Source organism: Phaeacidiphilus oryzae TH49, from assembly GCF_000744815.1.
Lineage (GTDB): Bacteria > Actinomycetota > Actinomycetes > Streptomycetales > Streptomycetaceae > Phaeacidiphilus > Phaeacidiphilus oryzae.
The window spans coordinates 6,040,465-6,060,027 of sequence record NZ_JQMQ01000005.1 but is presented as its reverse complement, the minus strand read 5'-3'; the positions used below and the strand labels follow the sequence as shown (position 1 = coordinate 6,060,027).

Annotated in this window: 14 protein-coding genes and 1 pseudogene; 5 read left to right on the top strand and 10 right to left on the bottom strand. The window is 71.2% G+C overall.

Features of this window, described 5'->3' with window-relative positions:
* Positions 1-5 precede the first annotated feature (5 nt).
* A pseudogene (locus BS73_RS30655) lies at positions 6-779 on the top strand (NUDIX domain-containing protein).
* Here BS73_RS30655 and BS73_RS30650 read toward each other — a convergent pair.
* From BS73_RS30650 to BS73_RS30635, 4 genes are all read right to left on the bottom strand, one after another.
* On the bottom strand, positions 724-1,647 hold the full coding sequence (locus BS73_RS30650; RefSeq protein ID WP_084704476.1) for a carbohydrate ABC transporter permease: 924 nt from the start codon (positions 1,645-1,647) through the stop codon (positions 724-726). The pseudogene BS73_RS30655 and the gene BS73_RS30650 overlap by 56 nt on opposite strands.
* On the bottom strand, positions 1,644-2,600 hold the full coding sequence (locus tag BS73_RS30645; RefSeq protein ID WP_037577668.1) for a carbohydrate ABC transporter permease: 957 nt from the start codon (positions 2,598-2,600) through the stop codon (positions 1,644-1,646). Before BS73_RS30645 ends, BS73_RS30650 begins: the two co-directional genes overlap by 4 nt.
* Positions 2,601-2,725: 125 nt before the next feature.
* Positions 2,726-4,027: an ABC transporter substrate-binding protein gene (locus tag BS73_RS30640; RefSeq protein ID WP_037577667.1), complete on the bottom strand. Its 1,302-nt coding sequence runs from the start codon at positions 4,025-4,027 to the stop codon at positions 2,726-2,728.
* A 208-nt stretch (positions 4,028-4,235) separates the two neighbouring features.
* Entirely contained in the window at positions 4,236-4,901 is a 666-nt protein-coding gene (locus tag BS73_RS30635) for a TetR/AcrR family transcriptional regulator (RefSeq protein ID WP_037577666.1), read from the bottom strand.
* Positions 4,902-5,006: 105 nt separating this feature from the next.
* On the opposite strand from BS73_RS30635, the gene BS73_RS30630 reads away from it, so the two are divergent.
* From BS73_RS30630 to pflA, 3 genes are all read left to right on the top strand, one after another.
* Complete coding sequence (locus tag BS73_RS30630) at positions 5,007-6,194, top strand: thiolase family protein (protein ID WP_037577665.1); 1,188 nt, start codon at positions 5,007-5,009, stop codon at positions 6,192-6,194.
* Between the two features lie 620 nt (positions 6,195-6,814).
* Complete coding sequence (pflB, locus tag BS73_RS30625) at positions 6,815-9,079, top strand: formate C-acetyltransferase (protein WP_037577664.1); 2,265 nt, start codon at positions 6,815-6,817, stop codon at positions 9,077-9,079.
* The gene (gene pflA / locus BS73_RS30620; RefSeq protein WP_037577663.1) at positions 9,079-9,864 is read left to right on the top strand and encodes a pyruvate formate-lyase-activating protein; all 786 of its coding nucleotides are present in this window, start codon (positions 9,079-9,081) and stop codon (positions 9,862-9,864) included. The genes pflB and pflA overlap by 1 nt, the downstream gene beginning before the upstream one ends.
* 7 nt (positions 9,865-9,871) lie before the next feature.
* Here pflA and BS73_RS30615 read toward each other — a convergent pair whose 3' ends face one another.
* The 5 genes from BS73_RS30615 to BS73_RS30595 form a co-directional block, all read right to left on the bottom strand.
* Positions 9,872-11,560, bottom strand: a complete 1,689-nt coding sequence (locus tag BS73_RS30615; RefSeq protein ID WP_037577662.1) for a glycoside hydrolase family 13 protein — start codon at positions 11,558-11,560, stop codon at positions 9,872-9,874.
* Positions 11,561-11,579: 19 nt separating this feature from the next.
* On the bottom strand, positions 11,580-12,479 hold the full coding sequence (locus BS73_RS30610; protein WP_037577661.1) for a carbohydrate ABC transporter permease: 900 nt from the start codon (positions 12,477-12,479) through the stop codon (positions 11,580-11,582).
* A 9-nt stretch (positions 12,480-12,488) separates the two neighbouring features.
* On the bottom strand, positions 12,489-13,274 hold the full coding sequence (locus BS73_RS30605; protein ID WP_084704475.1) for a carbohydrate ABC transporter permease: 786 nt from the start codon (positions 13,272-13,274) through the stop codon (positions 12,489-12,491).
* A 172-nt stretch (positions 13,275-13,446) separates the two neighbouring features.
* Complete coding sequence (locus tag BS73_RS40120; RefSeq protein WP_051941173.1) at positions 13,447-14,844, bottom strand: extracellular solute-binding protein; 1,398 nt, start codon at positions 14,842-14,844, stop codon at positions 13,447-13,449.
* 149 nt (positions 14,845-14,993) lie between these two features.
* Entirely contained in the window at positions 14,994-16,025 is a 1,032-nt protein-coding gene (locus BS73_RS30595; RefSeq protein WP_037577660.1) for a LacI family DNA-binding transcriptional regulator, read from the bottom strand.
* Between the two features lie 151 nt (positions 16,026-16,176).
* Here BS73_RS30595 and BS73_RS30590 point away from each other — a divergent pair, with 151 nt between their 5' ends.
* Entirely contained in the window at positions 16,177-18,489 is a 2,313-nt protein-coding gene (locus BS73_RS30590) for a discoidin domain-containing protein (RefSeq protein ID WP_084704474.1), read from the top strand.
* Here the strand turns inward: BS73_RS30590 and BS73_RS38490 are convergent.
* Positions 18,477-19,556, bottom strand: a complete 1,080-nt coding sequence (locus BS73_RS38490) for a Rossmann-fold NAD(P)-binding domain-containing protein (protein ID WP_161789722.1) — start codon at positions 19,554-19,556, stop codon at positions 18,477-18,479. The genes BS73_RS30590 and BS73_RS38490 overlap by 13 nt on opposite strands.
* Positions 19,557-19,563: the final 7 nt, after the last annotated feature.

Here is a 19,563-nt window from a genome sequence, read left to right as displayed (position 1 = left end):
CCGGCATGAGCGACCACCACGAAGGGCGGGCCGCCCGCCCGGGCCTCGACACCCCCGACCACCGCGGCCGCACCGGCCTCGACCGCGCCGGGCGCGAGCTGGCCGGCAACCCGGACGTGGTCGTCCGGGACGTCGAGCTCACCTCCCAGGGCTGGCACGTACTGCGCCGCACCACCTTCGACTACCGCCGCCGCGACGGGCGCTGGGAGACCCAGCAGCGCGAGACCTACGACCGCGGCAACGGCGCGGTGGTCCTGCCGTACGACGCGGAGCGCGGCTGCGTGCTGCTCACCCGTCAGTTCCGCTACCCCGCCTAGGTCAACGGGCACCCGGACGGCATGCTGATCGAGGCCGCGGCCGGACTCCTCGACGAGGACGACCCGGTCACCGCCGTCCGCCGGGAGGCGGCGGAGGAACTCGGCGTCGCCCTCGGCCCGTTGACCCACGTCCTCGACGCGTACATGAGCCCCGGCTCGGTGACGGAGCGCCTCCACTTCTACGCGGCCCCCTACACCGCCGCCGACCGCACCGGCCCCGGCGGCGGGCTCCCCGAGGAGGGCGAGGACATCGAGGTCCTCGAACTCCCCTTCCCCGAAGCGCTGTCGATGACCCGGGACAGCCGCATCACCGACGCCAAGACGGTCCTGCTCCTCCAGTGGGCGGCCCTGACCGGCCCGTTCGGACGCCCGGCCCAGGACGCCGGGGGCGGGAGCCCGGGGCGGACTACCCCTTGGTCGAGCCCAGGGTCAGCCCCGAGACGAACTGCTTCTGGAGGGTGAAGAAGACCACCAGGGTGGGGACGGCGACGATCAGCGAGGCCGCCGAGATGAGGTTGTTGTTGACGAAGAACTCGCCGGTGAGGTTGTTGAGGGCCGCGGTGATGGGGCGGTTGGAGCCGGTCTGCATCAGGACCGTGGCCCAGAAGAAGTCGTTGTAGATCCAGGTGAACTCGAGGGTCGCCAGGGCGGCCAGCACCGGGCGGCACAGCGGCAGGATGATCTGCCAGTACTGGCGCCACGCCGAGGCGCCGTCGACCAGGGCGGCCTCGCCAAGCTCCTCCGGGATCGTCTTCATGTAGTTGGAGAGGACGAAGGCGCAGAAGCCGGTCTGGAAGGCGACGTTGATCAGGATGACGCCGAGGAAGGAGTCGTCCATCTTGCCGGAGGCGGCCATCCACTCCGGCAGCGGGATCATCTGGTACAGCTTGAACAGCGGGGTGATGATCGCCTGCTGGGGCAGCAGGTTGCCCGCGGTGAACAGCACCAGCAGAGCGATGTTGATCTTGAAGTTGAAGCGGGCGGCGACGAACGCGACCATGCTGGACAGCAGCAGGGTGAGGACCAGCGCCGGCACCGTGATGTAGATCGAGTTGAGGAAGTAGTGCGGCAGCTGCGCCTGCGTCCAGGCGGTGGTGAAGTTGCCGAAGCCGTAGTGCCCGCCGACCGAGACGTACCCTCGGGTCGCCGTGTCCCCGTACGGCCGGAACGCCGTGTAGAGGGCGTAGAGCAGCGGCGCGATCCAGATCACGCAGGTGACGACGAGGAAGACGTGGAGGGCGATCCGGGCCGGCCGGGGCGAGCGCCGCGGCGGGCGGCCGTCGTCCGCCGCCGCCGGACGGACCGTCAACTCTGTTGCTGCCGCGGTCATTCGCCTCGATCCCTTCGGAACATGCTGATCAGGTACGGCACGATGAAGATCAGCGAGATCACCAGCAGGATGGTGGCCAGCGCGGAGCCGAAGCCGATCCGGCTGGCCTCGCCGATGATGTTGTCGGTGACCAGCACCGACAGCAGCTGGAGCCCGTTGGTGCCCTTGTTGATGATGTAGACGATGTCGAAGGCGCGCAGCGACTCGATCACGGTGACGACCAGCACCACGACGTTGATCGGCCGCAGCGCCGGCCAGGTGACGTGCCGGAAGACCTGCCAGCCGTTGGCGCCGTCCAGCGAGGCGGCCTCCTTCAGGGAGGCGTCGACCGACTTCAGCCCGGCCAGGAAGAGGATCATCACATAGCCGGTCTGCCGCCAGCAGGCCATCACCAGCACCGCGTAGATGTTGATCGACGGGTTGCCGATCCAGTCGATGACGTGGTGGTCGGCGTGCCCGGTCAGGTTGTTGAGGAGGCCCTGGGTGGGGCTGAAGATCAGCTCGGTCATGAAGCCGATCAGCGCCAGGGAGAGCACCACCGGCATGAACAGGATCGACTGGTAGACCCGGGAGAACTTGATCTGCTTGTCCAGCTGCACCGCCAGAAAGAGCCCGACCGGGGCCGGCAGGCAGAAGAACACCGCGAGCCACAGCAGGTTGTGCCCGATGGCCGGCGGGAACTCCGGATAGATGGTGAAGATGTTCTTGTAGTTCTCGGTGCCGATCCACTGAATCGAGGAGAAGTCCCCGAAACCGGACCAGTTGGAGAACGACAGCACGATCGAGGCCAGTGCCGGCAACCAGACCAGCCCGACCGTGAGCACTGTCGGGATGCCCGCCATCAGGCTCAGCACCACCCGGTCGCGCCCGGTCAGCCGCCGGACCCGCCGACGGCGGCCCCGCCCCTCGTCGCGTTCCGGGGCGCCGCGGACCGCCCCCTCGACCACAGTCATCGCGTCCTCGTGTCGTGCACTGTTCTGGCCTGTCCTGTTGTGTGCCGATCCGGGCGCGTCCCGCCGCAGGCTCGAAGCCCACGGCGGGACGGCCGTCCGGGGACCGACGTGACGGAGCGTCGGTGTCAGCCGGTGAAGATGGTCTTGGCCTGCGCGTCGATGTTCTTGATGATCGACGCCGCGTCGCCGGGGCTGTTCAGGAACTTCTGGATGGCGGGCAGCAGCACCGGGTCGGCGAAGTCCGGCCGGGTGTCGCGGTCCATGAACTGCGACAGCTGCTTGGCCCCGGTGATCAGCTTCACCGCGTCGGCCTGCGGCTGGGTGTACTTGGAGGTGTCCACGCCGTTGGCGGTGGCGATGTCCGCCGGGTTGGAGCCCAGCCAGAACTGCTGCGCGGTGGCGGTGCCCAGGTACTCCAGCAGCTTGAAGGCGCCGGCCTTGTTCTTCGGCGACTTGGAGACGAGGAAGCCGTCGATCGGGGCCTCCACCGCATCCTGCCCGTACTGCGAGTCGATCTCGGGGAAGGCGAAGAAGCCCAGGTCGTCGGCCTTGGAGCCGGTGAAGATGGTGCCGATCTGGTCGAGGCCGATGACCATCATCCCGGCCTTCTGGGTGAGGAGCTGCTGCGCGCCCTCCTGCCAGGTGAGGCCGAGCGCCCCGGGCGAGTAGTACGGCAGCAGTTCGCGCCAGGTGTCGAAGACCTGCTTGACCTGCGGGGTGTTCCACTTGTCCCCGTTGCGCATCAGGTTGATGTGGAAGTCGAACCCGTTGATCCGCATGTTGAGGTAGTCGAACGTGCCCATCGCGGGCCAGCCGTCCTTGTCGGTGAAGGCGATCGGGATCAGCCCGTCCGCCTTCATCTTCTTGGCCAGCGCGATGTACTGCGCCCAGGTGGTGGGAGCGGTGTAGCCCTTCTGCTTCCACAGGCTCTTGCTGTAGAAGACGGCCCAGGGGTAGTAGTCGAACGGCACCAGGTAGTACTTGCCGTCCTTGCCCTTGGACTGGGCCTTCATCGCCGCCGTGTAGGAGCCGCCGATCTTGTCCCAGACCTGGCCGACGTCGCTGACCAGGCCCTGGTCGGCGAAGTACTGCATCCGCTCGCCGGCGAACCAGTTGAAGACGTCGTCCGGGTTGGACTGCAGATAGCTGCTGATCTGCTGCTGGAAGGTGTTGTGGTCGACCCAGTTGGGCTTGACGCTGATGCCGGTGGCCTGCTTGGCCTGGGCGAACAGCTTCTCGTAGGCGCCCTTGGGCTCGGGCACGGCGGCGTTCGAGCCGAAGGTGACGGTGCCAGAGGCCTTGCTGACGTCGGCACTGCTGGTGCTGCCGCCGCTGGAGCAGGCTGCGAGGACGGGTCCGGCGGCAAGGGCGCCGGCTCCGAAAAGTGCGCCACGAAGTATCGAGCGTCTGCCGATCGGTTGCGCCATGACCCCTCCCCGGGGGAGTGAAGAAAACACATTCAAACGCGAGCGTGCAAATCGCACCAACACCCGGGGGCGGTGTCAAGGGTTCCGACCATCACGATCCCGCACATCGTTGTTGAAGCGTGTGCGATCGCGATCGACCTCATGGCGCCTCAGGGGCCCCGCCCGTCCGGGGAGTTGACCGTCGAGGGCGCACCGGACGAGGTGGCGGTCAGTCTGCCAGGCGCTGCCGCGGGCGGGCGGCGATCTCCCGGTAGCGGGCCGTCAGGCCGGCGATCAGCGAGTCCAGCCCGAGCTCGAAGGCGCTCTCGTCGATCTCGCGCTGACGGTCCGTCAGCAGATGGGCCTCGCCGAGGTGGGGGTAGTCCGCGCTCTCGATCGGCTCGCCGTCCTCGGTGAAGGAGAGGGCGAAGGAGCCCAGCGCGGAGCCGGTGATGTAGTAGCGCATCAGGGCGCCGATCCGGGTCGCCTGGCCGCGCGGCCAGCCCTCCGCGACCAGCGCCCCGAACATCACGTCCGCCTGGTGGAGCCAGTGCGGACGCCGCTTCGGGCCCTGCGCGAGCGCCGGCACCAGCCGGGGGTGGCCGACCAGCGCCGCCCGGTACGAGCGCGCCCAGGCGCGGAGGGCCTCCGGCCAGGGCACCCGGCGGTCCGCCGCGAACATCGACAGGTCGACCTGGCCGATGACCTCGTCGACCAGCGCGTCCACCAGCTCGTCCATCGAGCCGAAGTGGTTGTAGAGGGACGGGCCGGAGACCCCCAGCTCGACCGCGAGGCGGCGGGTGGAGAGGGCCGGCAGGCCCTCGGCGTCGACCACGGCGAGGGCGGCGGCGACGATCCGCTCCCGGCTGAGCAGGGGGTTGCGGGGGCGGGCCATCCTCGTCACCTTCCGTCGCCGGCCGGGGGTGGGTTAGAGTCGTTAAAACTTGCACTGCTAGTTTAACCGGCAGCCAGCCGAACCTCGACGAGGAGGCCCGCACCCATGCGACCCGTGTACTTCGCCGCCGCCCGCCGGACGCCCACCGGCCGCCTGAAGGGCGCCCTCTCCTCCGTGCGCCCGGACGACCTCGCCGCGACGGTCCTCCGCGGGCTGCTGGACACCGTCCCGCAGCTCGACCCGGCCCGCGTGGACGACGTCTACTGGGGCGCCGCCAACCAGGCCGGGGAGGACAACCGGAACGTCGCGCGGATGGCGCTGCTTCTCGCCGGGCTGCCGGAGACCGTCCCCGGCGCCACCCTCAACCGGCTCTGCGCCTCCAGCCTGGAGGCGGTCACCACCGGCGCCCGGGCCATCGCGGCCGGCGAGGCCGACATCGTGCTGGCCGGCGGCTCCGAGTCGATGAGCCGCGCGCCGTTCGTCATCGAGCGCCCCGACCAGGCCTTCCCCGGCAAGATGACCACCTACGACACCCGGCTTGGCTGGCGGCTGGTCAACCCGCGGATGAGGGACCTCCACGGCGTCCTGTCCATGGGCGAGACCGCGGAGGAGGTCGCCGCGCGGTACGGGATCACCCGCGAGCGGATGGACGCGTTCGCGCTGCGGTCCCACCAGGCCGCCGCGGCGGCGGCGAAGGACGGGGCGTTCGACGCGGAGATCGTGCCGGTGACCCGGCCGGACGGGGAGGTGGTGGCGGCGGACGAGACGATCCGGCCGGACACCTCGCTGGAGAAGCTGGCCTCGCTGAAGCCGGTCTTCAAGAAGGACGGGCTGGTCACCGCCGGCAACTCCTCGCCGATGAACGACGGGGCGGCGGGCGTGCTGCTGGTGAGCGAGGAGGCGCTGCGCGACCTCGGGCTCGAACCGCTGGCGCGGTACGCGGGCGGCGCTTCGGCGGGCGTCCACCCGGACGTGATGGGCATCGGCCCGGTGCCGGCCACCCAGCGGGTGCTGGCGCGGACCGGGCGGACGATCGACTCGCTGGACACCACCGAGTTCAACGAGGCGTTCGCGGCGCAGGCGCTGGCCTGCGTGGACCAGCTGGGGGTGGACCCGGAGATCGTCAACCCGACCGGCGGCGCGATCGCGCTGGGGCATCCGCTGGGCGGGTCGGGGGCCCGGATCCTCACCACGCTGCTGCATCGGATGGCGCGGGAGGGGAAGCGGCGGGGGCTGGCCACGATGTGCGTGGGGGTGGGCCAGGGGACCGCGGTCCTCGCCGATCGGGACTGATCGGCTGCCCCTCCCGCCTTCTCGATCTCGCCGCCGTGGCGCGCGGCGCGCGGCCGGTTACCTGGACAGCAACCGGCTGGGCGCTCACGCGCTTCGGCGGCGACTTTTTCCGCCCCGAGCGGAGCGCCGCAGGCGCGAGCGAGGGGCGCGGGGAACTGCGCGGACAAGCGACTACGACGCCGCAGCCGGCAACGGCCAACGGGCGGCAACCCGAACTCCGTCGCCGACTGCGACGCCGCCGCACGCGAGCCGCGCAGTTCCCCGCGCCCCTGCTTGCGCCTCCGGCGCAGCGCCCGGGCCGCCGAGGCCCACCGGCCCCGCCCCCGGCGGAGCGCCGCAGGCGCGACCAAAGGGGCGCGGGGAACTGCGCGGCCAAGCATCTACGGCGCCGCACGCGGCAACGGCCAACGGGCGGCAACCCGAACTCCGTCGCCGACTGCGACGCCGTTGCATGCGAGCCGCGCAGTTCCCCACGCCCCCTGCTTGCGCCTGCGGCGCCGCGCACGGGGCCGCGCCGGGGCCCACCGGCCCCATCCCTCGGGGCCGTTCGGGCGTGGAGAAATGATCGATCAAAGCGTGGAATGGAGGCGTCGGGATCGAGCGGAGCGGAAGGTGCGGAGATGACCGTGGCCCCTCAGCGGACGCAGGCGCAGCAACGAGTGAACCCCTGGGAGGGGTTCAAGGGCGGGCGGTGGCGGGACGCCGTCGACGTGCGGGACTTCGTCCAGCAGAACTACACCCCGTACGAGGGCGACGGCTCCTTCCTCGCGGAGCCGACCGCACGCACCCGCGAGGTGTGGGCCCAGGTCGCCTCGCTCTTCCCCGAGGAGACCGCCCGCGGCGTCTACGACGTCGACGTCCGCACCCCCTCCCGGATCGACGCGTTCCGCCCCGGCTACATCGACCACCGCAAGGACCTCATCGTCGGACTGCAGACCGACGCCCCGCTGAAGCGGGCGGTCATGCCGAACGGCGGCTGGCGGATGGTCGAGAGCGCGCTGCGCGCGTACGGCTACGAGCCCGACCCGTGGCTGAAGGAGGTCTACACCCACCTCCGGAAGACCCACAACGACGGCGTCTTCGACGCGTACACCCCGGAGATCCGGGCCTGCCGCTCCTCCGGGATCATCACCGGCCTGCCGGACGCCTACGGCCGCGGCCGGATCATCGGCGACTACCGCCGCGTCGCCCTCTACGGCGTCGACCGGCTGATCGAGGCCAAGGAGGAGGCCAGGGCGCGGCTGAACGCCGAATGGCCGAGCGAGCACGTGATCCGCGACCGGGAGGAGCTCGCGGAGCAGATCAGGGCGCTGGGCGAGCTCAAGCGGATGGCGCTGTCCTACGGCTACGACATCGGCCGGCCGGCGGCCACCGGGCGGGAGGCCGTGCAGTGGCTTTACTTCGGCTACCTGGCCGCGGTGAAGGAGCAGAACGGCGCGGCGATGTCGATCGGCCGGATCGACGCCTTCCTCGACGTCTACCTCCAACGGGACATCGAGGACGGCCGACTGACGGAGAGTCAGGCCCAGGAGTTCATCGACGACTTCGTCGTCAAGCTGCGCGTCGTCCGCTTCCTCCGCACCCCCGAGTACAACGAGCTGTACAGCGGCGACCCCACCTGGGTCACCTGGACCCTCGCCGGGATGGGCGGGGACGGCCGGCCGCTGGTCACCCGCACGGCCTTCCGCGCCCTGCGGACCCTCCACAACCTCGGCCCGGCGCCGGAGCCGAACCTCACCGTCCTCTGGTCGCCCCGGCTCCCCCGCGGCTTCAAGGACTTCGCGGCGCGGACCGCCATCGAGACCTCGGCCATCCAGTTCGAGAACGACGAGCTGACCCGGCCCAAGTACGGCGACGACACCGCGATCGCCTGCTGCGTCTCGGCGATGGCGGTCGGGCGGCAGATGCAGTTCTTCGGCGCACGGGTGAACGTCGCCAAGGCGCTGCTGTACGCGATCAACGGAGGCCGGGACGAGAAGACCGGCAAGCTGGTCGTCGAGGGCTTCGAGCCGGTCGCCGGCGAGTACCTGGACTACGCGACGGTGGCCGCGAAGTACGACGCCATGCTGGACTGGCTGGCCAGGACGTACGTCCACGCGCTGAACGTCATCCACTACATGCACGACAGGTACGCCTACGAGCGCCTTGAGATGGCGCTGCACGACGAGACGGTCCTGCGCACGATGGCCTGCGGGATCGCCGGCCTCTCGGTGGCCGTCGACTCGCTCTCCGCGATCAGGTACGCCAGGGTGCGGGTGATCAGGGACGAGACCGGGCTGGCGGTCGACTACGAGATCGACGGGGAGTACCCGGCCTTCGGCAACAACGACGACCGCGCGGACGCCATCGCCGAACGGCTCGTCCACGACTTCATGGAGAAGGTCCGCCGCCACCCCACGTACCGGGACGCCAGGCACACCCAGTCGGTGCTGACCATCACCTCGAACGTGGTGTACGGGAGGAAGACCGGGAACACCCCCGACGGCCGGCGGGCCGGCGGGCCGTTCGCGCCCGGCGCCAACCCGATGAACGGCCGCGACCTCCACGGCTACGTCGCCTCCGCGATGTCCGTCGCCAAACTGCCGTACGACGACGCCGAGGACGGCATCTCGCTGACCAACACCATCACCCCGGACGCCCTCGGGCGCAGCCCCGAGGACCGGGTGGCCAACCTCCGCGGGGTGCTGGACGGCTATATGGCGAGCGGCGGCTTCCACATGAACGTCAACGTGCTGGACAGGGCGACGCTGGAGGACGCCATGGTGCACCCGGAGAACTACCCGCAGCTCACCATCCGGGTCTCCGGTTACGCCGTCAACTTCGTCCGGCTGACCCGCGAGCAGCAGTTGGACGTCGTCAACCGCACCTTCCACGGGGCACTCTGATGACCGCAGTGCTGGAGGGGCGGGGGGCGACGCCCGCCGCCGCGACCCGGCCTCCGGTGACCGGGTCGGTCCACTCCTGGGACCTGTCCACGGGGGTGGACGGGCCCGGCACCCGGTTCACCGTCTTCCTGGCCGGCTGCCCGCTGGAGTGCCTGTACTGCCAGAACCCGGACACCCTGCGGATGCGCAACGGGCGCCGGATGACCGCCGACCGGCTGGTCGCGGAGGCGGCCGGGTACCGGCGGTTCATCCGGGCGGCCGGCGGCGGGGCCACGGTCAGCGGCGGTGAGCCGCTGCTGCAGCCGGTCTTCAGCGGCGAGCTGTTCCACCGCTTCAAGCACGAGCTCGGCTACCACACCGCCCTGGACACCTCCGGTTTCCTGGGCGCCCGGGCCACCGACGCGCTGCTGCGCGACGTCGACCTGGTGCTGCTGGACATCAAGTCCTGGGACCGGGCGCTGTACCGGAGGTTGACGGGGTGTCAGCTCGATCCGACGCTGGCCTTCGCCCGCCGGCTGGCCGATCTCGGCAAGGAGGTCTGGGTCCGGTTCGTGCTGGTGCCGGGGCTGACGGACGGCACGGCCAACGTGGACGGGGTGGCCGGTTTCGCCGCCTCGCTGGGCAACGTCAGCCGGGTGGACGTCCTCCCCTTCCACAAGCTCGGCCAGGCCAAGTGGGAGGCGCTGGGGAGGCCGTTCCCGCTCGCGGCCACCCCCTCGCCGACTCCGGAGGAGGTGGCCCGGGTGCGCGGGATCTTCAGCGGGCATGGCCTGAAAGCGGTCTGACGGCCGATCAGTCCGCGGTCGGGACCGGCGGCAGCGCCAACCAGGCCGCTGTGTCCGGGAGGAGTTCTCCCGGGGGCAGCGGCTCGCTGCTGAGCAGGAGCGTACCGTCCGCCGGCAGCGGGACCGGCCGCGAGGAGAGGTTGACGACGCAGGCGAAGGCGCGGGCCCGGCCCCGGGTGAAGGCCAGCACGCCGGGCGGCTGCTCCGGCAGCCAGGCGAACTCCTCGCCGCGCAGGGCCGGTCGGTCGCGGCGCAGCCGCAGGGCCGCACGGTAGAGGTTGAGCATCGAGGACCCGTCCGCGGACTGCGCCTCGGCCGAGTGGCCGCCCCAGCCGGGGGGCTGCGGCAGCCAGGCGGGGGCGGCGGACTCCGGCGGGGAGAAGCCGTAGGGCGGCCGGTCGCCGCTCCACGGCAGGGGGATGCGGCAGCCGTCCCGGCCCGGGTCGGAGCCGTTGGAGCGGTGGAACATCGGATCCTGGCGGGCCGAGTCCGGCAGCAGCTCCGGGTCCTCCACCTCGGGGAGGCCCAGCTCCTCGCCCTGGTAGAGGTAGACCGCCCCGGGCAGGGCGAGGGCCAGCAGCGCGGCGGCCCGGGCCCGGCGGGTGCCGAGGACGAGGTCGGTGGCGGGCACCGGGCGGGTCTTGGCCTCGAAGGAGAAGCCGGTGTCGCCGGAGCGGCCGTAGCGGGTGACGTGCCGGGTGACGTCGTGGTTGGAGAGCACCCAGGTCGGCGGGGCGCCGACGGGGGCGTGCCGCTCCAGGGTGCCGCCGATCACCTCGCGCAGCCGGTCCGGGTCCCAGGGGCAGGTGAGGAAGTCGAAGTTGAAGGCGGTGTGGAGCTCGTCGGGGCGCAGGTAGTGGGCGAAGCGGTCGGCGTCCGGCAGCCACAGCTCGCCGATCAGCGCCCGGGGTTCGGGGTGGTAGGAGTCGGCGATGACACGCCATCCGCGGTAGAGCTCGTGGAGTCCGTCCCGGTCGATGTACGGATGGCCGCCGGGCGGGAAGGCGGTACGGCCCGCCAGGTCCGGGAGGCCGGGGTCCTTGACCACCTCGGCCGCCGAGTCGATCCGCACGCCGGCCGCGCCCCGGTCGAACCAGAACCGCAGCACCTCCTCGTGCTCGCGGCGGACGTCCGGGTGGGTCCAGTCCAGGTCGGGCTGCTCGGGGGCGAAGCGGTGGAGGTACCACTCGCCGTCCCCGGTCGGCGTCCAGGCCGGGCCGCCGAACTGGGACTGCCAGTCGTTGGGCGGGAGTTCGCCCTCCTCGCCGCGCCCGGGGCGGAAGAAGAAACGCGTCCGCTCGGGCGAGCCGGGTCCTGCGGCCAGCGCCGCCCGGAACCAGCGGTGGGCGCTGGAGACGTGGTTGGGGACGATATCGACGATGGTCCGCAGGCCCAGGTCGGCGGCCTCGGCGATGAGCTTCTCGGCCTCGGCGAGGGTGCCGAGCGCCGGGTCGATCTCCCGGTAGTCGGCCACGTCGTAGCCGCCGTCGGCGAACGGCGACCGGTACCACGGGGTGTACCAGAGGGCGTCCACGCCGAGTTCGGCGAGGTACGGAAGGCGGGCGCGGACGCCGGCGAGGTCGCCGACGCCGTCCCCGTTGGCGTCGGCGAAGCTGCGGACATACACCTGGTAGATCGCGGCGGTACGCCACCAGGCGTCCGCGGACGGGGAGTCGGGTGAAGGGGTGACTGCCACTGCGGGGGTCTCCTTGAGGTCAGCCCTTGAGGCCGCCGGCGGTCAGGCCGGACATGATGTTGCGCTGGAAGACGAGGAAGAAGAGCACGGTCGGGACGGCGGAGATGGCGGAGGCCGCGATCAGCACGTTCTGCGGGATGCCGTTGGAGAGCGAGTACACCCCCGCGTTGAGCGTCTGCCGGGTCGGGTCGGGTTCGGCCAGCAGCGGCCAGAGGAAGTCCTTCCACACGTTCACCAGGGCGAAGATCGAGACCACCGCGATGATCGGCCGGGACATCGGCAGCACCAGCGAGACCAGGGTGCGCACCGGCCCGGCGCCGTCGATCGAGGCGGCGTCGATCAGCTCCTGGGGGATGGAGTCGAAGAACCTCTTGAGGAGGAAGATGCTGAAGGCGTTGGCCACCGAGGGCAGCCAGATCGCCCAGGGCGAGTTGAGCAGGTTGGCGTGGAGGACCGGCAGGTCCAGGACGGTGAGGTACTGCGGGACGACCAGCACGGTGGCCGGGATCATCAGGGTGGCCAGCATCGCGCCCAGCACCGCGTTGCCGAGCACCGGCCGCAGCTTGGAGAGGGCGTAGGCGGCCGCGGTGTCCAGCACCAGCTGGAAGGCGAGCGCGCCGAAGGCGTACCACAGGGTGTTCAGCAGCAGCCGGGCCAGGTTGAGCTCATGCCATGCGGTGCCGTAGGTGCCAGCGGCGAGGTGGTGGGGGTAGAGGGTGGGCGGGTTGGCGATGGACTCGGCGGTGGTCTTCAGGCCGCCGGTGACCAGCAGGTAGAGCGGGCCGAGGAAGGCGGCGGTGAAGACCACCAGGACCGCCGCCAGCACGGTCCGGTGGATGATCCGGCCGCGCGGGCGGGCCAGCGCGGCCGGCGAGATCAGCGTTCTGGTCTCGGGTACGGGGGTTGCTGTTCTGGCCATCGGAGGGGCTCACTCCTCGACGCGCCGGCTGAGGCGGACGTACAGGGCGGAGAACACGGCCAGCACCAGGAGCAGCAGCAGGCCGAGCGCCGAGGCGGCGCCGTAGTTGTCGAAGTTGAAGGCGTACTGGTAGATCAGGTAGACGACGGTGATGGTGGACCCGCCGACGCCCTGGCCCCCGTTGGTGAGGACGAAGGGCTCGACGAAGACCTGCATGGTGGCGACGATCTGCATCAGCAGCATCAGCGACAGCACGTTGCGCATCTGAGGGATCGTCACATGACGGATCCGGCGGAGGAGCCCTGCCCCGTCGAGCTCCGCCGCCTCGTACAGCTCGCCCGGGATGCCCTGCAGTCCGGCCAGGTAGATCAGGGTGGCACTGCCCATGTTCATCCAGGTGGAGGCGATGACCACGGAGAGCATGGCGGTGCGCTGGTCCTGGAGCCAGGCGACGGCCGGCAGGTGGAGGGCGTGGAGGAGGTGGTCGATCAGGCCGTAGTCCGGGTTGTACAGGTACTGGAAGAGGACCAGGGCGGAGACCGGCGGCAGCATCACCGGCAGGTAGACCAGCACCCGCAGGAAGCCGCGGGCCTGCCGGAGCTCGTTGAGGAGCACGGCCACGGCGAACGGCAGGGCGTAGCCGAGGACCAGCGCGAGGCCGGTGAAGAGCCCGGTGTTCCGCCAGGCCTGCCAGAAGGTCGGGTCGTTGACGATCTGGTGGAGGTTGTGCCAGCCGGTCCAGGTGGTCCGCCCGGTCCTGGTGCGCTGGAAGGCGAGGAAGAACTCGCGGACCATCGGGTACCAGGAGAAGAGGGCGAAGCAGAGGGTGGCGCCGATCAGGAAGGCGTGCCCGGTGAGGTGGTGCCGGACCCGCTGGGCGGTGGCGCCGCGGCCGTGGGCGCCGGCTCTGCCGGCGGCTCTGCCACCGTCTCGGCCACTGCCTCGGCCACCGTCTCGGCCACTGCCCTCACTGCGAGTTGGCCAGAACCTGGTCGACCTGCTGCGCGGCGGTGTGGAGCTGCCCGCCGATGTCGGCGCCGGAGTTCGTGAGGACTGCGGCCATGGTGCTGTCGAGGATCTTGTAGATGGCCTGGGCATTGGGGGGCTCCGGGATGCCTGGGACGGCGGCGTCGGCGTACGAGGAGAAGTAGGAGACCGGCATGGTGGCGTTGGCCGCCTTGAGCTTGTCGTCCTGGGCCTTGGTGGCGCCCTGGAAGAGGGCGGGCTCGGGCAGGCCGACGGCCTGGTCCTTGGCCTTCAGCCGCGCGTAGTCGAAGAGCTGCCCGTGGCCGACGGTGAGGCCGATGTAGTCCACCAGCTCGACTCCGGCCTTGATCTGGGCCGGGGTGTCCTTGACGTTGAACATGTAGTCGTTGCCGCCGGCCAGGGTGCCGGCGCCGGGGCCGTTCTGGCCGGGCATCGGGCCCATGCTGAAGTCGCTGTAGTGGGCGCCGAGGGTCTGCACCATGTAGGTGATGTCGTCGGGGGCGGCGAGGTACATCCCGAGCTTGCCGGCCGCCATCAGCTTCTGCAGGTCGCCCCACTTGTAGAGCTGGGTGGTGCCCATCACGCCGTCGGTGAACCGGAGGTCGTGGAGGTTCTGCAGGACGGCCCGGCCCTGGGCGCTGTCGAAGGCCGACCTGCTGCCGTCCGGGGTGGTCATCCGGCCGCCCATGGCGTCGAGTTCGGCGGCGAAGTGCCAGCCGCCGTTGTTGCCGGCGCTGTAGTCGCCGTAGCCGATGGCGCCGTGGCCGAGCTTGCTGATCGCCTGGGCGTCCTTGGCCACGTCGGCCCAGGTGGTGGGCGGCTGGTCGGGGTTGAGCCCGGCCTGCTTGAAGAGCCTGCGGTTGATGATCATGCCCATCGTGTAGTTGTTGGTGGGCAGACCGTAGAGCTTGCCGTTCTCCTTCTGGGTGGCGAGCACTTCCGGCTTGATGTCGTTCAGTGCCGGGACGGTGGTGGTGTTGACGTACTTGGTGATGTCGGCCGCCTGGCCCGCGTCCAGCACCTGCTGCTTGTCGGTGAAGTAGGTGTAGAAGACGTTGGCCTCGGTGCCGCCCTTGAGGGCCGCGGTGAAGAGTGCCGGGGTCTCGCAGGGGAAGGTGTCGATGGACTTGACGGTGACGTCGGGGTGGGCCTTCTCGAAGGCGGCGATGTCCTGGTTCCACATCTCGCGCAGTGCCGGCTTGCTGGTCGGCGGCTGGCAGTCGATGCTGATCGTCACCTTGCCGTTGGCGTCGGCGCTTCCACTGCCACCGCTGCCGCCGCTGCTGCAGGCGGTGAGGATGAGCCCGGTGGCGGCGGCCAGGGCGGCTGCGGCGAGGGCGCGCTCGCGGGCGGAGCCGCGTCTGTGCTGAAAGGTCATCAGATGTCCTCGTTGACAGGTGAGTTCGCGCGGAGGCCCGAGTCGGGGAGGACCGGGCCGGGCGCGGACCACTAAAGCAGCTGCCGCCGAGGATCACAAGATATCGACGAGAATTCGCAAGAACACGACTGCGCTTGCGGGCTCACCGGCTATTCGCCCGGCGGGCTCACCGGCGCCGGGCCGGTGGAGCGGCGGACGACCAGTTCCGGTTCGAAGAGGAGTTCGTCGTGGCTGACCCGGGCCCCGGAGATCGCCTTGGCGAGGAGTTCCACCGCCGCCCGGCCCATCGCCTCGATCGGCTGCCGGACGGTGGTCAGCGGCGGGTCGGTGCAGGTCATCAGCGCCGAGTCGTCATAGCCGACGACGGAGACGTCGCTTGGCACCTCGCGGCGCAGCCGGCGTACCGCCCGTACCGCCCCGAGGGCCAGCGGGTCGGAGGCGCAGACCAGCGCCGTCGCGCCGTCCCGGACCAGCCGGCCGGCCACCGCCTGGCCGCCCTCGATGGTGAACAGCGCGTGCCCGACCCGGAGTTCGGGATGGTCGACGAGGTCGAGCCCCTCGCGGGCGGCGAAGTCCATGGCCGCGGCCAGCTTCCGCTGCGAAGGCATGTGGTCGGGCGGGCCGAGCACCAGCCCGATCCGCCGGTGGCCGAGCTGGCGGAGGTGCTCCAGAGCCTGCTCGGCGGCGACCGCGTCGTCGGTGGAGACCTGCGGGAAGTCCAGTCCGTCCACGGCCGCGTTCAGCAGCACGGTGGGCAGTCCGCGGGCGGCGAGGCGGGCGTAGTGGGCGTGCGAGGAGTCCGCCTGGGCGTACAGCCCGCCGAAGAAGACCACCCCGGAGACCTGCTGCTGGAGCAGCATCTCCACGTAGTCCGGCTCGGAGACCCCGCCCACCGTCCCGGTGCACAGCACGGGGGTGAGCCCCTGCTGGGTGAGCGCCCCGCCGACCACCTCGGCCAGCGCCGGGAAGATCGGGTTCTGCAGCTCGGGCATCACCAGGCCGACCAGCCGGGCGCGTTCGCCGCGCAGCTGGGTCGGCCGCTCGTAGCCGAGCACATCCAGGGCGGTGAGGACGGCGGTACGGGTCGTCTCGGACACTCCCGGCTTGCCGTTCAGCACCCGCGAGACCGTGGCCTCGCTGACCCCCACCTTCTCCGCCACATCGGCAAGTCGTCGACTCATGGCCCGACTCTAACGCCCCCGCGCAAGTGCACTTGCCGAGCCATCGTCTTTTTTCTCGTCCTGCGCAGAATCTTGCAGCCCGCTGAACGGAGTACTACGGTCCCGAGCCATGCAGACGCAGACCGGAACCCGCTCCAGACCTGTCAGGAACATGACCTTGGCGGCACTGGCGGCCGCCGCTCTCCTCGCCGGACTGGCGCTCCTCGCGCTCCCCCGGCCCGCGAGCGCCGCGATCCCGCAGGGCGGCGCCCCGGCCGCGGGCAGCGCCCCGGCCGCCCTCTCCCCCTTCGCCGCCGGCGCCGCCGACGGCACCGGAGCCAGCATCCCCGGCATGACCGAGTACGAGGCCGAGGGCCCGCAGGCCACCACCACCGGCAAGGCGATCGGCCCGGACTACACCCAGGGCGAGCTCGCCACCGAGGCCTCCGGCCGGCAGGCCGTGCAGCTCACCGCCCAGGGCCAGTACGTCCAGTTCACCCTGACCGCCCCGGCGAACGCCCTGGACCTCCACTACGCCCTGCCGCAGGGCGCCTCCGGCACGCTGTCGGTGTACGTGAACGGGGCCAAGCTCGCCACCGGGCTCCACCTCACCTCGGCCTACAGCTACATCACCACCGGGAACATCACCGGCAGCAAGACCCACAAGTTCTACGACGACGCCCGGATGAGGCTGCCCTCCGCGCTGAAGGCCGGGGACACCGTCAGGTTCCAGGCGGACGCGGGCGATTCGGCCCTCCCCTACACCCTGGACGTGGCCGACTTCTACGACGTCCCGGCCGCCGCCACCCAGCCCTCCGGCTCGATCTCGGTGACCAGCGAGGGCGCCGACCCGACCGGCGCCGCCGACTCCACCGGCGCGTTCGCCTCCGCGGTCAGCGCCGCCAATGCGGCCGGCACCTCGGTGTGGATCCCCCCGGGCACCTACAGGGTCGGCAGCGCGCTGCAGATGCAGAAGGCGACCATCGCCGGCGCCGGCGACTGGTACTCGCAGATCGAGACCAACACCTTCATCGACAACACCTCCGCGGTGTCCGGGCCGATCAACCTCTCCGGCTTCGCCATCCTCGGCTCCACGGTCGGCCGGCACGACGACTCCACCGCCAACGCCATCAACGGTTCGCTGGGCAGCGGCTCGGTGGTGGACGGGCTGTGGATCCAGGACACCAACGTCGGCATGTGGCTCCAGTACGACAACTCCGGCATCACCGTGGAGAACTGCGAGATCCTCTCCACCGACGCCGACGGCATCAACTTCAACGGCAACGCGAGCGGCGACACCGTCGACGACAACTTCCTCCGCAACACGGGGGACGACGGCCTGGCCATCTGGTCCTACCCGGCGGCCGACAGGCAGATCTCCTTCACCGACAACACCGTCGTCCAGCCCACCCTGGCCAACGGGATCGCCGACTACGGCGGCTCGGACAACACCATCCAGGGCAACGTCATCGTCGACAGCAACTCCCTGGGCAGCGGGATCGCCGTCTCCAACCAGGCCTTCCTGCAGCCGTTCACACCGCTCTCCGGGACGATCACGGTCTCCGGCAACACCCTCGTCCGCACCGGCGCGATGAACCCCAACTGGAACCACCCGATGGGCGCCATCCGCCTCGACTCCTACGACTCGGCGTTCAGCGGGGTCTCGGTCAAGGTCGACGGCAACGCCGTGGACGACAGCCCGTACAGCGCCTTCGAGATCGTCTCCGGCGGCGGCAGCGGAAACGCCGTCAACGGCGTCGAGTTCAGCGACGACACCGTGGACTGGACCGGTACCACCGTCTTCCAGGCCGAGACCACCGGCTCCGCCCCGGTCAGCGGGCTCACCGCGAGCAGCGTGGGGGTGGCCGGCGCGTACGACTACGGGTACCCGAACGACACGGCGGGCACCTTCGCCTTCAACCTCGGTACGGGGAACAGCGGTTGGAGCACCAGCCCGACGCTGACCGCCTTCCCGGCCCCGGTCGGCCTGCCCCCGGCCGCCGGCGGCGGCTCGACCGGCACCCCGACGCCGACGCCGACGCCCACCCCGACACCCACCGGGAACCCGAACCTGGCGCTCGGCAAACCGGCCACCGCCAGCGCCTCCACCCAGACCTACGTCCCCGCCAACGCGGTGGACGGCGACACCAACAGCTACTGGGAGTCGGCCGACAACGCCTTCCCGCAGTGGTTCCAGGTCGATCTGGGCGCGACCGAGCAGGTCGGACGGCTCGTCATGGACCTCCCCCCGTCCAGCGCCTGGCAGACCAGAACCCAGACGCTGACCGTCCAGGGCAGCACGGACGGAAGCAGCTGGACCACCCTCGCCCCGTCCGCCGGCTACACCTTCGACCCGTCCAGCGGTAACACCGCGACGGCCAGGCTGAGCAGCCCGGCGAACGTCCGGTACCTGCGGCTGACCTTCACCGCCAACACCGGCTGGCCCGCCGGCCAGCTCTCCGAGCTGCAGGCCTACGCCTCCTGACGCCGGCTGCCAGCGACCGGCGCCGCTCCGGCCCATTCGGCGAGCAGGGCCTCCTCCCGCTCCGGGTCCATCCCGGCCGGGCGGAGGCCCTTGGCCTGCTTGCCGCGGGCGTACTCGGCGACGAGGCGGCGGTTGTCGCCGGAGGGCTCGTCCAGCCAGGCCCAGGCGTCCCGGAGGGAGTCCGCCAGCGGGCGCGGGGTCAGCCCGGCCGCCAGCGCCCGCGAGGCGTCCGGGTTCCAGACGCCGTCCATCTCGGGGACGGCCGGCGCCCACAGCGGCAGTTCGTTCCACACCTCGACGTCGTGGTCCAGCAGGAACCCGTCCTCGACCCAGACCGGCCGGGCGGGCTCGGCGGGGGCCCGGCCGGTGCTCGCCACCGCGGCGGCGCAGCCGGCCAGGAACTCCTCCCAGGTGCTGCGCTGCTGCTGGGAGGTGGTCAGCCAGCGCCCCTCGTCGCCGTCCGCGATCCGGTCCAGGCCGAAGGCCGCGATGTCCCGGGCGTCGATCAGCTGGATCGGGCGGTGCCGCCCACCGGGCGCGAGGAACGGGCCGCCGCGGGCCGCCCGTTCGAGCCACCAGGTGGCCCGGCCGGTGGGGTCGCCCGGGCCGATGATCAGGCCGGGGGCGAGGATCAGCGACCTCCCGGGGAAGTACTCCTCCACCGCGCGCTCGCAGCCCGCCTTGAGCACCCCGTAGTCACCGTCCTCGGGGCCCGCGTCCGGCTTGCAGGGCCAGCGCTCCGAGGACTCGTCGACGGTCTCGGCCGGCCAGCCGCGGCAGGCGCTGATCGAGGAGACGAAGAGGTAGGCGGGCGCCACCGGGCCCAGCGCGCGCAGCGAGGCCCCCACCGTGCTCGGGGTGTAGCCGCAGACGTCCACCACCGCGTCGTACGGGCCGGCGGCGGCCAGCGCGTCCAGGTCGGCCGCGTCCTCGCGGTCCCCGCGCAGCGCCCGCACGCCCGGCAGGTCCGGGGCCGAGCGGCCGCGGTTGAAGGTGGTCACCTGCCAGCCGCGGGCCAGCGCCTCGGCGGCGAACGCCCGGCCCAGGAAGACCGAGCCTCCGATCACCAGCAGA

Coding starts and splice junctions, on each gene's coding strand:
- BS73_RS30640 (WP_037577667.1), bottom strand. CDS start 4,027: ATGGCGCAACCGATCGGCAGACGCTCGATACTTCGTGGCGCACTTTTC.
- BS73_RS40120 (WP_051941173.1), bottom strand. CDS start 14,844: ATGACCTTTCAGCACAGACGCGGCTCCGCCCGCGAGCGCGCCCTCGCC.
- BS73_RS30595 (WP_037577660.1), bottom strand. CDS start 16,025: ATGAGTCGACGACTTGCCGATGTGGCGGAGAAGGTGGGGGTCAGCGAG.
- BS73_RS30590 (WP_084704474.1), top strand. CDS start 16,177: ATGACCTTGGCGGCACTGGCGGCCGCCGCTCTCCTCGCCGGACTGGCG.
- BS73_RS30645 (WP_037577668.1), bottom strand. CDS start 2,600: ATGACTGTGGTCGAGGGGGCGGTCCGCGGCGCCCCGGAACGCGACGAG.
- pflA (WP_037577663.1), top strand. CDS start 9,079: ATGACCGCAGTGCTGGAGGGGCGGGGGGCGACGCCCGCCGCCGCGACC.
- BS73_RS30605 (WP_084704475.1), bottom strand. CDS start 13,274: ATGGTCCGCGAGTTCTTCCTCGCCTTCCAGCGCACCAGGACCGGGCGG.
- BS73_RS30650 (WP_084704476.1), bottom strand. CDS start 1,647: ATGACCGCGGCAGCAACAGAGTTGACGGTCCGTCCGGCGGCGGCGGAC.
- BS73_RS30630 (WP_037577665.1), top strand. CDS start 5,007: ATGCGACCCGTGTACTTCGCCGCCGCCCGCCGGACGCCCACCGGCCGC.
- BS73_RS30635 (WP_037577666.1), bottom strand. CDS start 4,901: ATGGCCCGCCCCCGCAACCCCCTGCTCAGCCGGGAGCGGATCGTCGCC.
- pflB (WP_037577664.1), top strand. CDS start 6,815: ATGACCGTGGCCCCTCAGCGGACGCAGGCGCAGCAACGAGTGAACCCC.
- BS73_RS30610 (WP_037577661.1), bottom strand. CDS start 12,479: ATGGCCAGAACAGCAACCCCCGTACCCGAGACCAGAACGCTGATCTCG.